Below are 12,707 nucleotides of genomic sequence, written 5' to 3'. Positions count from 1 at the left end.
TTTTGACGTGATATGGCAGAAATTTGGAAAAGAGGGCTGGACCAGTAAGCCCGCCGCGCGCTGGCTTTTGCTGCTTCTAGAGCACAGGGCCTCCGGCGAGCAGCGGGTCTGCAAGTGGCGTATCTGGTCGCGCTTCCAACCGGCAGGCGACGCCCCACAGACCGATTCCCTCTGAGGGTAAACGTTCACTCTCGCGTGTGCGTGAACACGAAGGAGGATTTCGGCCGCACGCGATGGCCTACCCGGGGCCCCTGCGGAGAAAATGCCGGATCCCCACTGCCGGCGCGGCCGAGCAGGTCCATCTGCCAACGGCCGACGGGACTCCCGCCCTGCACCGATCCGAACAGGAGCCCAGACCTGATCGCCGACGAGCAGTCGTCTTCTGCTGAGTAACAAGACCATAATATTGAATAGCAGACCTGTCACGTTTGGAAGCGTTTCTCCTGCATCTTCTCGCTGAGAACTCTGTGCAAAATTCTCAAATTTACTGGTTCTGCTACGATGTTTGTAAGAGCACATACACTCCAGCGCCGTCCCGTCCTCTCTCGCGGCGTCTCTGGTGCGTTTTTCTCCGGCAGGAGGCAAACATGACAGGGCACGCGCTGGGAAATCCTTCAGGCCGCTCGATACGGGTGATTGCTGCCCGGCTGGTATTTGTCGTTAATTCCGCCACTGCTTTCTTGACTTCACCGATGGCTAGCGAAGCTGATCTTCCAAAGACAAGTGTCGAGGACGTGCTCGAGACGAAAGGCACGCTCCACGATCCTCCGGACGTGCTCACTGCCACCCCGCACGACAGCGTGTACGACTGTATCGACCAGATGGCCAGGCGTGAAATAGGCTCTATTGTCGTGATGGAGGAGGGCGAAATCGTGGGCATCTTCACCGAGCGTGACTACATGCGCAAGGTTGAACTGAAGGGCCGCCGCTCACGGGAAACCCCGGTTCGGGTCGTCATGACGGAGAACGTGGTCACAGTAACGCCGGATCGGTCCCTCGAGGACTGCCTTGACTTGATGCAGGACCTGCAGTGCAGGCACCTGCCGGTGATGGGGGAGGACGGACAACTCCGCGACATGATCTCGATGCGCGACTGCATGTGGCAGATGACAGAAACCGCCAAGTCGAAGGCGCTTCAACTGATCGACTACATGCAGGACAAGTATCCTGTGCCCATGCACGGGTGAGACGCCGACGCGTAGACGGACTGCTCCTGCACCAATGACGCCCATGGACACCCCCTCAGACGCCAAGACCGGTCAGAATCAAACCACGGCCTCGAAGGCCCCGGGGGCAGATGACGAAGCCGCAGGCGGCGAAGCAAAACATGCTGAGAGGGTGAGTGCAGAAATCCGGATAACACCCCTGAGCCTTCTGTTCTCCTCAGCTCTCGGAGCATCCACCTTCACTGTGCTCCTCGTCGGCGGTGTGCTGGTTCTGCCAACCGGGAGCGTGTCTTCGGAAAGTGTCGCCTCTCTTCTCTCATCCTTTGGTCCGGAGCTGCTCCTCGCGTTCGCCGTCCTCCTTTCGGTATTTTTCCTCGTCGGGTACCGGCGGCACGGACGGCCTGTGCCCACCGAGGCCTGGGCCTCGGAGGACGTACTGGTCGTTCAAGTTCCCGCAGCTTGGGGGACGCTGATCCGAGAGGAGCTCCGCGTCGAGGAGCCTCGTCTGGAGGAAGCCCGTCGGGAAATGTCGCGTCCGGAGAAGCACCCCGGTCCGACGCAAGGAGAGACTACACGTTCGGACGGGCCCTCTGGCGAGGGCCTGCTGGCGAAGGGAACGGCCCGGGAGTGGTGGGATCCGGGGGTGTACGAGGTCCGCGTTGGCACGAAGGCGGCCGGGGTCCTAGAGCCGGAGCTGGCGGGAAACAGTGAGGGACGATTCAGCCGGTAGCGTCCGGTCGGAGCCTCGGCCTTCACGGCCCCACCGAAGCGACGTCGCCTCGCCAGGGACGCGTCCCCGCACCGGCCTAGCGCTCCGCACCGGCGATGGGGGAGGGATCGACTTCCGCTGGGTCCAGCCCAAGGGCGCTCTCGACGATGCTGCGTCCCTGCTCGAAGGCGTCTTCCAGCCGCCGGACAAGGGCCTCGTCCACAGGGTCCTCCTCGTCGGTCTGTGGTTCCCGGTCGGCGTGCCCGTGCTCGCTGGACGCGTCGGTGGCCTCTTCGGAACGCTCGGCCGTGCGCTCCTGAGCGCCGGCCTGGCGGGTGTAGAGGTCAATCGCGGCGGTAGCTGCCTCCTGCAGTGCCTCCGGACGGCCGAGGTGGGCGGCCAGGGCGCGCCGCTGCTCCGCTGCAGGCCGCCACCACGCCTCCAGGTAGCGACGCAGGTGCAGCTCCCCGGCCCCGATGCAGAGCCAAGCTACATCCTCAGCGTCCCAGTCGCCGGCCGGCCGCTCCGTAACCTGCCGCACCTGCTCGCAGAGGGCGAGGCGGTGCTCGACGTCCGCCTCCCCCAGAAAGGGAGAGGGCGGCTCGGTGCGATCGTAGGACAGGCGCAACTCCTCCTTCGCCCGGGTGAGGGCCACGTAAAACAGGCGGCGCTCCTCCTCCTGCCGGGCCGCCGAGGTTCCGCGGGCGGAGTCTTCGTCCTCCTCGGCGGTGACTTTGCCGGGTGGGGCAGACGCTGCCCCGTGGTCGTCGCGGGATGCAGGAATCGTGCCGTCGTTGCAGCCCGGCACGAACACGATGGACCACTCCCGGCCCTTCGCCCGGTGGATGCTCCGGATCTCCAGCACATCCGTCTGGGGACCGCGCTCGGGGCGGTCGAAGGAAATCTCCTTGATCCGGGCGAGCACCGACGCGGTGTCTGGGTGGCCCCGCGAGAAATCGATGAGCGACCGGGCCGTTTGGATGCGCCGATCGGCCAATTCCTCGAACGCACTGTGGCGCCGGAGGTGCTCCTCGTAGTCGAGGGCCTCGATCAGCCATCCGACCGTCTCGTGCGCGGGGTCGTCGAGGCGCTTCAGCAGCCCCTCGGCCGTCTCTAGAAAGCGCTCCACGCGCTCGGCGGTCCGGTCGTGCATCTTTCCCATCGAGGCGGCCAGGAGGTCGGTCACCGAGGTCTCCCGGCCAACGGCCTCCCTGCAGATGCGCGTGACGAGGTCCATGCTGACGTACCGGTTTGGGGCCTGCATGAGCGTTTGAAACCGGTCGACGTAGCGCTGTGCATTGCGCCAGTGGTCAAACCATCCGTCGTCGCGGACCTTCGCCTCGAGGGTGCCCCAGAACAGGTGTCTGAGGAGCACCTGCACTGGACGGCGGCGGTAGAAGGGCACGTTGCCCACAATCTGGTAGGGCAGATCGCGGTCAATGAGGACTTGTTCAAGGGGCGGGGTCTGGGCGTACTGCCGGACGAGGACCACCATCTCGGGCAGGGTGCGTCCCTGCTCGAGGTGGCCCTCGATGACACCGGCCATCTGGCGCGCCTCGGCGGCGGCGCCCTCGGCAGGCTCAACCTGCACGCTTCCGCCAAAACCGCGGGTCAGGTTGAGGTGCTTGTCGCGCCGTCGGTCGTTGTGGGCGATCACGGCGTTGGCGAGGGTCGTGTGCTGGGCCTGGGGCCGAAACGTATCCCGGATAAGGTACTCCTCAGCGCCGTACTCCTCCCGAAAATCCAGGATAAACGACGGATCCGCGCCGCGCCACTCGTAGATGCACTGGTCGTCGTCCCCCACAGCCATGTAGTTGCGGTGCGGCTCGGTGAGCACGTCGAGCATCTGATGCTGCACGCGACTGATGTCCTGGAACTCGTCGATCAAGACGTAGTCGTAGGCTCGTTGTGCCTGGGCTCGCAGGTCGTCGAACCGGAGAAGAGCCTCCCAGCCCTCCAAGAGCATGTCGTCGAACGTGACCCAGCCCTCCTGCGTCCGCTCCTCTTCGTAGTAGCGATAGAGGGTAACGAAGTCCTCGTTGTCGTGCTCGGCCTGACGGGCCTCCTCGCGCGCCGCTTCGGGAAGGGCTGCCGCCTCCAGATCCGGATAGCAGAGCTGAGCCTTCCAGGCACTGATCTGGTCCTCCAACTCGCCGCGGCCGATGTCCAGGTCGTGATCGTCGATGTCCCGCTCGCGGGCCAGACGTGAGAGGGCGCGGCCCGCCAGGACGGGTCCGAGGCGGGCGGGATTCATGTCTTCATCCCCGAGCCGGCGGGACCAGTGATGCTCCGCCTCCGCCCGTTTGATCAGCCGTCGGCCCAGGGAGTGAAGCGTGCGGCAGCCGACGCCCGATAGCCCCAGTGCCTCCAGGCCCTCTTCCAGATCGTGCACGGTGGCTCGGCTGAATGAGCTGGCCAGGATGTCACCCGGGGGCACTCCCTCCTCTACGAGATGCGCCACGCGGTGCACGAGGGCGGTGGTCTTCCCGGCCCCGGCCACAGCGAAGACGAGTGCGGGCCCCTGGCCGTGACGAACGATTCGTTGCTGCTCGTCGGTAAGCCGCTCGCGGGCAACCATCTTGGCCTACGGGGTTGATTCGATGCTACCACTTAGCGAAAGGGACAAATCCATACAATGCGCAGTCGGCATCGTGCCCCCTCAAGTGTGCGAGCCTGGAAACGTTGAAGAGAACTGCGCCGAACGAACTGGGGGGATAGGGGCCGGAATTCCGCTTAGTCTACAGCCCTCTTGAGCAGGATAGGATCGGGAGAACGGGTCGCGTCTGAGGCGTTCATCTCCACCGGGGGCCGTGCAGCCTGTTGCCGGGTCTGTACTCAGCAGGCTGGCTCAGAGCATTTCGTCCGCGCGAACCCTGGCCCAGCAGGCCCACGCCGCGCTCAATCCAGATGCAGGGGAGCCAGGGCGATCAGACCGGGTCCCTCAAAGCCACATCCGGCGCCTAGAGAGAGCTGAGACGAGGATCGCCCCGGGCTCTTGGATTCACGTAGACTTGGGGGGCAGCTGGAGCTGCTTCCCGACCGTTCCGGCTCTCCGGCTCCGGTGGGCTAGCCCCGAAACAGGCCCTTCAGGTCGCCAACGGCCTCGGGGCGGGTGGCGATGAGGTATTGACGGCCCGACTCGATCACCATCTCCCCATCCGCGAGGTGCTCGGTCCCGAGATCGGTGATGACTGTCGCGTCCGGCGGCAGGTCCAACTCAGAAAGCGAGGCCCCGGCGGCGGGCGCGCCAGGCTCTGCCTCAATCTCAACGATTTCAAACCGGGTTGAAAGGTCGGTCACGGGTTGAATCGGAGCCTCGAACGCCCGACCGATCGCGACCCGCGCCCCGGCGCGCTCCGGGAAAACAAACGCCTCGACCGCGTCGGCGTCGCGGGCGGCCGCAGGTGAGCGATGGCTCCGGGCCACGCAGCGCACATCAGACGTGAGTCGGGAGGCTTGCTGGCAGATCCTGACGTTGGTGGCTTCGTCGTCCGTCAGCGCAAGGACGATGTCGGCGTCCCGGATGCCGGCCGCCACCAAGGTGTCCCTCTCCGCGGCGTTGCCCACGACGAACGTGATGTCGTCCCGATCTTCTGAGTGAGCCCGCACGATGCGCGGATCCTGTTCGATGATCGTGGCCCGGTGGCCGTAGCCGGTCATCAGCATGGCCGACTCCTGACCCACGCGTCCACCCCCCGCAATGATGACCTGGAGATACTGCTCGCGGTAGTGTGATACGCTCATGTCGCGACTTCTAGAAGCGAAGAGAGCGCGAAATAATTTAGCGAACAACCCGCAAAACGATCTGAGGCATTCTTCTATGTAGCGCTCGGTGAGAAGGTGCGGAAGAACCCTTCCCAAAATGTAAAGGGACTGCTACTCATTTTTGTCGATATGCCGAAGGCCGTGGAATCCGCGACCCTCGCACGCCGCTGGAGCCCTGCTTGGCCCGCTGGTTGTCGCACGGCGGGCCGCAGCACAGGGCCGTCCGCGGTGATTCGTGGCTCAGGAGCTGCGAGATAAGCTCCCCCTGCGTCCCCTGTCAACCAGACACTGGCGATGGCGTGGGCGCGAATGTCGCGTCCCTGTAAGAAGTGTGCCTTTCGTCCGTGAAGAACAAACAAACGTGAGCCTCCGCACGTAGTGCCTCGTCACAGCGTCTTTCAGACCGACCGCCATTCTCATGCGTTTTCGATATACTGACTGGGATCCTGTTCGCCACGGACGCCAACAGTCCCTTTTCGAGGACCTGTTCGACCTCTTTCAGGAACTGCTCGAATACACGGCCGGCGACGCAGAAGAGGCCCTTGACTGGATGGAGCAGCTCAACGAACAACACGGCTTCACGGAGGGATCGGACAAGGACTTCGAGGACTTTGTGGAGGAGCTGAAGAAGCGCGGGTACCTCGACGAAGACGAAGAAACGGGCGAAGTGGAAATCACAGCCCGCACCGAGCGGGCCCTCCGCGAGTCGGCCCTGGAGGAGATCTTCAACGACCTCCGGAAGGGAGGCCGGGGAGACCACCGGACGTCCTACACGGGTCAGGGGGACGAGCGGCTTCCCGAGACGAAGGACTGGCGCTTCGGGGACGACCTCTCAAATCTCGACGTCACCGGCACTCTCTCCAACTCGTTCCGGCGCTCCGGTGTCGGGGACGACTGGAATCTCGCCGAGGATGACTTCCAGGTCCACAAAACCGACCACCATTCCTCGATGGCGACAGTGCTGATGATCGATCTCTCCCACTCGATGGTGCTCTACGGGGAGGATCGGATCACGCCGGCCCGGCGGGTGGCCCTGGCCCTCTCGGAACTCATCATGACAAAGTATCCGAAGGACACGCTCGACATCGTGGCCTTCGGCAACGAGGCCTGGGAGGTGGACGTCGAGGATCTTCCGTATCTGGACGTGGGGCCGTACTACACGAACACCCGGGCGGGGCTGCGGCGCGCACGGGACATCCTGCACCGCCGCAACAGCCGCAACCAGCAGATCTTCATGATCACCGACGGGAAGCCCAGCTGCCACATCGAGGATGGCGAGATGTACCGGAACGCCTACGGCCTGGACCGCAAGGTCGTCAACAAGGTGCTCGACGAGGCCACGATCTGCCGCCGGGAGGACATCACCATCACAACGTTCATGATTGCCCGCGATCCAGGCCTGCGCGACTTCGTCCGCGAGCTGACGGAGGCCAATCAGGGCCGCGCCTACTACTCGGAGCTCGATGACCTCGGCTCGTTCCTGTTTGAAGACTACGTCCGCAACCGGCGGAAGCACCTTCGTTGACGGGGGACCCGTTGAGCGTTGGAACGTTCGCACGGTGGACGTGATTGCGGCAGTCGGCCTTTCCCGAGAACGTTCAGAACCTGTTTTGCGAGCAGATGCTCAGCCGAGACACAGTGGGCGAAGCTGCAAAACGGTGCCCAAGCGAGCCCTGTAGCGGCGCTACCGGGCGAGTGCAGAAACCGTTTTGCACGAGATCCACAAAGTCGCAGCGCTGGGAGCGCGGCGACCGAGTACTCCCCGGGGTGGCCGCAGATGTCTCGTCAAACAGGTTCTCAACGTCCCAACGCCCAACGCTTCCACGAATATGAGCATTCCCTTCCGGCCCCGACAGAGCCTCGGCCAGAACTTTCTCCATGACCCGAACATGGCCGAGAAGATTGTAGAGACGCTAGAGGCTCCGCCGGACGCGCACGTTGTGGAGGTAGGTGCGGGCACCGGCGTACTCACCAAGCGGCTGGCCGCGCAATACGAGACCCTCACGGCCCTCGAGATCGACGAGCGGGCCGTAGAGGTCCTCCGTGAGACGCTTCCGGCTGTGGACGTGCGGGAGAGAGACGTGCGGAAGACGGACTGGGCAGCCCTCGCGGAGGAAAAGACGGGGCCTCTCCACGTCATCAGCAACATGCCCTACCACCTCACGAGCCCGCTTCTCTTCTCGCTGCTGGAGCAGCGGGCGCACGTCGCCGAGGCCGTGCTTACGATGCAGCGCGAGGTGGCGGAGCGAATCGTGGCCGACCCGAGCACCAAGGCCTACGGCATCCTCAGCGTGCTGCTGCAGCTCTTTGCCGCGCCCGATTACCGTTTCACGGTGCCGCCGCAGGTGTTCTCCCCGCAGCCCGACGTGACGAGCGCGGTGGTGCGCCTCCGGTTCGACAGCAGCGAGGAGCCGGAGGGCCTCCACTTCAACGACGTGCGCCGCTACGTGCGAGCCGCGTTCAATCAGCGCCGCAAGATGCTGCGCAATAGCCTAAGCGCCTGGGTCAAAGATCAGGACGTGGAGCTGCCCCACGATTGGGGGCGCAAGCGGGCCGAAGCGCTGCCCCCCGATGCGTTTGCGGCCCTCGCCCGCTATCTCGACGCCCACGCCGACCCGGTGCCGGAGGGGTAGCCGCAGCGCCGTCTGGCCTGCGCGACCCTGGGACGCTCGACCGCTGATTCGCTTCTCTTCCCGTCCTCATGGCTCAGTCCGACCCGAACGTCTCGTCCCCCCCACGATCTGCGTCGCCCGACGGCCCGCCCCACAGCGGCCTCCTGGAGGTCGACGAAGCCATCGTGGACGACATCGTCTCGCTGCTGTCGGACGGACAGCGGGGCATGGTGCTCAATCTGGTGGCCGATCTCTATCCGGCCGACGTGGCGCTTCTGCTCCGGCGGCTCCCCGACGCCGAGACCCGGCAGCTGTTCCGCTGGCTGCCCCCCGAGCTGGCCGGCGACACGCTCGCCGAGATGGAGGACGTCGTTCGGGCGTCCCTGCTCCACGACCTCCCGCGCACCGAGCTGACGGCCCTGATCGACGAGCTCGATACCGACGACGCGGCCGATGTGCTCGCCGACCTGCCGGACGAGACGGCCCTGCAGGTGCTGCCCGACCTGGCGGACGCGGATGACCTGGCCGAGCTCCTGGAATATGGGGAAGAGACGGCCGGAGGCATCATGGCCCGCGAGTACGTGGCCGTTCTCCCCGACTGGACCCTCCAGGAGGCCACCGAGCAGGTGCGGCGCAACGCCGGGGAGGTCGACGAGGTCTACACCGCCTACGTCGTGGACGAGGACGAGACCTTGCTCGGCACCGTCTCGCTGAAGCAGCTGCTCCTGGCGCCGGGAACGGCCCGGGTGCGCGACGTTATGGATCCCGACTTCATCTCCGTCTCGCCGGAGGTCGATCAGGAGGAGGTGGGGCGCGTGGTGCAGCGGTACGACCTCGTGTCGGTCCCGGTGGTCGACGAGGCCGAGCGCATGATGGGGCGCATCACGATTGACGACGTCGTCGACGTGATTCAGGATGAGGCGGAGGAGGACATCCAGCTCATGAGTGGGCTCACGGGGCAGGAGGAGACGGTGGACACGGCGGTGCAGGTGAGCCGGGGGCGCCTGCCGTGGCTGATCGTGGGCCTCGTGGGGTCGGGGCTTTCGGGCACCGTCATTGGGGTCTTCGAGGCCACGCTCCAGCAGGCCGTGGTGCTGGCCACGTTCATCCCCGTGGTCACGGCCATGGGGGGCAACGCCGCCGTGCAGAGCGCCGCGATTGCCGTGCAGGGACTCGGGGCGGGCGAGCTCTGGCTGTCCGATGCCTTCCAGCGGATCGGCAAGGAGGTGCTCGTGGCCCTGCTCAATGGGATTGTCGTGGCCGCCTTGCTCTGCGGAACCGTCGCCGCGCTCGGGATGGGGGATGTCACGTCGCTGGTGGCCACCCTCGGCCTCACGATGCTCTGCGTGAGTCTGGTGGCCACCACGAACGGGGCCCTCATCCCCTTTCTGCTTACGTGGCTCGGCATCGATCCGGCCAGCGCGATGGGCCCCTTCGTCACGACCCTTAACGACATCTTGGGGCTTGCCATCTACTTCTTGATCGCCACGGGCCTTTATCTTTGACCACTGGTGGCGATGGGCCGTCACGTGTTGTCGAGCGCCTGATGGAGCGCCTCAAAAAACCGCTCGACGCGGCGGCGGTTCACCCCGAGATCGTCGTAGCCCACACGGCTGGCACTGCGGATATATAGGGCGCTTCCGCTGTCCGCGCGCGCCCGAACCGCCACGTCCACGTCGTCTTTGAACACCAGGGCCACCCGGTACACCGCCTCGACCCGTCGTTCTTCGGGGTGGAGGCGGAGCGTGGCGGGCCCCAGCGAGTCGAGGGCCTCCTGCGCGGCACTGTAGAGCACCTCGGGCGACTGCTCGTACCCCTCAGAAACGCGCTCGCAGTTGGGGGTGTCCGGGCAGGGAGGAAGCGGGTTGTCGGGCAACGGCTGGGCGTCGGAGTCGGAAAGAGCGGTCATGACAAGAAGCGAGAGTCCGAGGGCGTAGAGCCGCCCCTTCGACGCTCGGAGAGGCGCGATCGCTCCGGGGCTGACGCGCGTCGAGAGCACTGGCAGGGAGGACCCTCTACTTCCGAGTGGAGGACGACGAGGACGACCGAGAGGGGGAGGGGCCGCTCGTCCGCTGCTTGAGCTTGTTCTTGTTGTTGTACTTCGAGGGGCACTTCACGAGGATGTTGTCGGCCACGAAGACGCCGTTCCGGGTTTCGCCCTGCACCACGACCTGCTCGGCCTCCTCGAAGTTCGCGGGCTTCGGGTTGTTGTAACGTACCTTCCGGGTCGTGCCCGACTCGTCCTGCATGTAGAAGGTAAAGACGTTTTGGGCGCGATTGTAGCTCGTTGGGCGCTTCTGAACCCAGGTGCCCACAACGTGGGCTTCGGCGCCGGTGCGGGCGGCCTCCTTAAAGCTCATATATCCGCCCACCTGATTGCCGAAGTTGAGGAGCAGGAGCGCCCCGAAGCCGAGCATGGCGGTCAGCCCAACAATGGTCTTCCACTTCATGGTGCAGGAGCGATAGGCAAAAGAATCAACGTCACTCGTCTTCTGAAATGTCCCGGTCGAGGCGCCGTTCCAGGCGGTCGATGCGCCGGTCGGTCCGGTAAAGGAGGGCCAGGAGACCGACCCAGACCAGGAGCACGACCGCAAGTACAACGTAGATCTTGCCACTTTGTCCCATGACCCGATCAAGCGTGCGGGACGGTTGCGAGGCCGGCTGTTCCGTCCAGGTGCTGTCGTAGGGAGAGGCGGTGGTGTCCGGGCGTTCCTGGAGCGCCGGACGGCCCGGAGCCGCGTCGGCGGGAAGAGGGTGGATGGTCATGGGGACGCAGGGGACCGTCAGGAAGGGCACACATGTGGGAGAGGGCAGGGGCGCGAACCCATCACACGGCCGCGCACTCATGTCGTTTGCCGACTACCCTCAGCGTCGAGGCGCGATCCGGAATCACCGTCGGCCATCGGATCGGGACGCAGAACCTCTCGGATCCATGCCAGGCGGACGCGCTGCGTGTAGAGCAGCCAGAACAGCCCGATGAAGCCCAGGATCGACGGGTAAAAGACCCACCGCATGGCCGGGGCCAGGTCGGTTTGGCTGAACGCGGGGCTCCCTTCGCCGCCGGGGTGCAGGCTCTGCATCTGGCGGGGAAGAATGTAGAGCAGAAACGGCATCGTCACGACCGCGAACAGGTTGTAGACGGCCGCGATGCGGCCTCGGGTCCTCGGGGTGTCGATCGCGTCGCGCAGGACGAAGTACCCGCCGTAGATCAGCAGGAGCACCGCCGCCATCGACTGCTTCGGATCGAAGTTCCACCAGATGCCCGTGCCCTCGTACCACGTGAAGCGGGCCCACACCATGCCGGTTACGATGCCGAGCCCGCCAAAGATGAGGGCCAGCCGGGCCGCCTCGCGGGCGCGGAGATCTCGGATGCGGGCGCCGTTCCGAAGGTACCGGACCGAGTGGTACGCCGAAACGATGGTGGCCGCCATGAGCGTAAACCACATCGGCACGTGGAAATAGAGGTTGCGCGCCGACTGTTCGAGAATGTCCAGTTGCGGAATCTCTCCCAGAAATCCGGCGACGATGACCCCGGTGAGCACGAGCACTACGCTCCCGCGCACTGCGCGGTACAGCCAGCGATGGACCGGACGGGCCGTTGGGGAACTGGCGGACATGGTGGAGGGACAGGTCGGAAAGACAATACTGAGCGGTGATACGCCGCGAAAAGGAGGGGCTTTCCGGGGCGGTATTGAATTCGCTCAACGTTCAAAGCGCAAGCGCCGGGAGGCCGTCGGACCGAGGGGGGCGGGGCTCCCTCATTCCCCCCACACGTAGTCGAACAGAAGCACGGCCGCGGAGATGGTCGCTCCGGCGAAGCCCACGAGGGTCAGGAGCTCGTCCTGCGCCGCCCCCCACTGTTGGCCGAGCAGCGCCTTCCGGGTGGCGCCGACCCCGGACACCAGCAACGGCACCAGCAGCGGCAGGAGGAGGACCGGCAGGAGCGGCCCGCCGCGGGACGCCCGGGCCACGAGTGCCGAAAGCAGCGTCGTCGCGCCCGTCAGGCCGAGGGCGCCGAGAGCGAGCGTGGCCGCAAACAGGCCCGGAGCGCCAACCGAAGTGCCGAGCAGAAGCATGAAGACGGCCGTGGCGACGAGGGTGAGCAAAGCCACGAGGCCGAAGTTGAAGAGCAGCTTGCCGGCAAGCACCATGATCGCCCGCGTGTGCAGTCGAAGCAAGAGCGCCGTTCCGCCCTCGTGCTCCGCCACGAAGGACCGCCCCAGCCCGATGGAGGCTGCGAAGAGAAGCACAATCCATAGGAGGGCGGCCTGCACCCGTGCGCTCACCGGCTGCGGCCCCACGGCAAACGCGACCAGGAGAAGCGCCCCGAGCGCGAACAGCAGAAGGGTATTCACGGCGTACCGGCTGCGCAGTTCGATGCGGAGGTCCTTTCGGAAAATTGCCCAGGCACCGGCGAGCCAGTTCATCGGGAGCGGAGAGCGGGCGAGAAAGGGC

At 65.3% G+C, this 12,707-nt stretch carries 12 protein-coding genes; 5 read left to right on the top strand and 7 right to left on the bottom strand.

Annotated elements, in window-relative coordinates; genetic code table 11:
- Positions 1-692: 692 nt before the first annotated feature.
- Both ABEL04_RS09135 and ABEL04_RS09130 read left to right on the top strand, forming a co-directional pair.
- Entirely contained in the window at positions 693-1,187 is a 495-nt protein-coding gene (locus ABEL04_RS09135; protein WP_375802081.1) for a CBS domain-containing protein, read from the top strand.
- Between the two features lie 43 nt (positions 1,188-1,230).
- Entirely contained in the window at positions 1,231-1,896 is a 666-nt protein-coding gene (locus ABEL04_RS09130) for a hypothetical protein (protein WP_375802080.1), read from the top strand.
- 76 nt (positions 1,897-1,972) lie between these two features.
- On the opposite strand, the gene ABEL04_RS09125 is transcribed toward ABEL04_RS09130, so the two are convergent.
- Together ABEL04_RS09125 and ABEL04_RS09120 are read right to left on the bottom strand one after the other, a co-directional pair.
- The gene (locus ABEL04_RS09125; RefSeq protein WP_375802079.1) at positions 1,973-4,453 is read right to left on the bottom strand and encodes an ATP-dependent helicase; all 2,481 of its coding nucleotides are present in this window, start codon (positions 4,451-4,453) and stop codon (positions 1,973-1,975) included.
- A gap of 488 nt (positions 4,454-4,941) precedes the next feature.
- Entirely contained in the window at positions 4,942-5,619 is a 678-nt protein-coding gene (locus ABEL04_RS09120; protein ID WP_375802078.1) for a potassium channel family protein, read from the bottom strand.
- Between the two features lie 439 nt (positions 5,620-6,058).
- On the opposite strand from ABEL04_RS09120, the gene ABEL04_RS09115 reads away from it, so the two are divergent.
- The 3 genes from ABEL04_RS09115 (at position 6,059) to mgtE (ending at position 9,757) form a co-directional block, all read left to right on the top strand.
- The gene (locus ABEL04_RS09115) at positions 6,059-7,165 is read left to right on the top strand and encodes a VWA domain-containing protein (RefSeq protein ID WP_375802077.1); all 1,107 of its coding nucleotides are present in this window, start codon (positions 6,059-6,061) and stop codon (positions 7,163-7,165) included.
- 304 nt (positions 7,166-7,469) lie between these two features.
- Positions 7,470-8,273, top strand: a complete 804-nt coding sequence (gene rsmA / locus ABEL04_RS09110) for a 16S rRNA (adenine(1518)-N(6)/adenine(1519)-N(6))-dimethyltransferase RsmA (protein ID WP_375802076.1) — start codon at positions 7,470-7,472, stop codon at positions 8,271-8,273.
- Between the two features lie 68 nt (positions 8,274-8,341).
- A complete protein-coding gene (gene mgtE, locus ABEL04_RS09105; protein WP_375802075.1) occupies positions 8,342-9,757 on the top strand; it encodes a magnesium transporter in 1,416 nt (471 codons plus the stop codon).
- Positions 9,758-9,777: 20 nt separating this feature from the next.
- Here mgtE and ABEL04_RS09100 read toward each other — a convergent pair whose 3' ends face one another.
- From ABEL04_RS09100 to ABEL04_RS09080, 5 genes are all read right to left on the bottom strand, one after another.
- A complete protein-coding gene (locus ABEL04_RS09100; RefSeq protein ID WP_375802074.1) occupies positions 9,778-10,161 on the bottom strand; it encodes a DUF1499 domain-containing protein in 384 nt (127 codons plus the stop codon).
- A 106-nt stretch (positions 10,162-10,267) separates the two neighbouring features.
- On the bottom strand, positions 10,268-10,702 hold the full coding sequence (locus ABEL04_RS09095) for a cytochrome c maturation protein CcmE (protein WP_375802073.1): 435 nt from the start codon (positions 10,700-10,702) through the stop codon (positions 10,268-10,270).
- 31 nt (positions 10,703-10,733) lie between these two features.
- Positions 10,734-11,018, bottom strand: coding sequence for a CcmD family protein (locus tag ABEL04_RS09090; RefSeq protein WP_375802072.1), 285 nt, complete (start codon positions 11,016-11,018; stop codon positions 10,734-10,736).
- 77 nt (positions 11,019-11,095) lie between these two features.
- Complete coding sequence (locus ABEL04_RS09085; protein WP_375802071.1) at positions 11,096-11,869, bottom strand: cytochrome c biogenesis protein; 774 nt, start codon at positions 11,867-11,869, stop codon at positions 11,096-11,098.
- Positions 11,870-12,010: 141 nt separating this feature from the next.
- Positions 12,011-12,679 (bottom strand): heme exporter protein CcmB, encoded by a 669-nt coding sequence (locus ABEL04_RS09080; RefSeq protein ID WP_375802116.1) that lies wholly within the window; start codon positions 12,677-12,679, stop codon positions 12,011-12,013.
- Between the last annotated feature and the right edge of the window lie 28 nt (positions 12,680-12,707).

This window comes from Salinibacter sp., assembly GCF_042218895.1.
Classification (GTDB): Bacteria; Bacteroidota; Rhodothermia; order Rhodothermales; family Salinibacteraceae; genus Salinibacter.
This window is presented reverse-complemented; position numbering and strand designations above follow the sequence as displayed.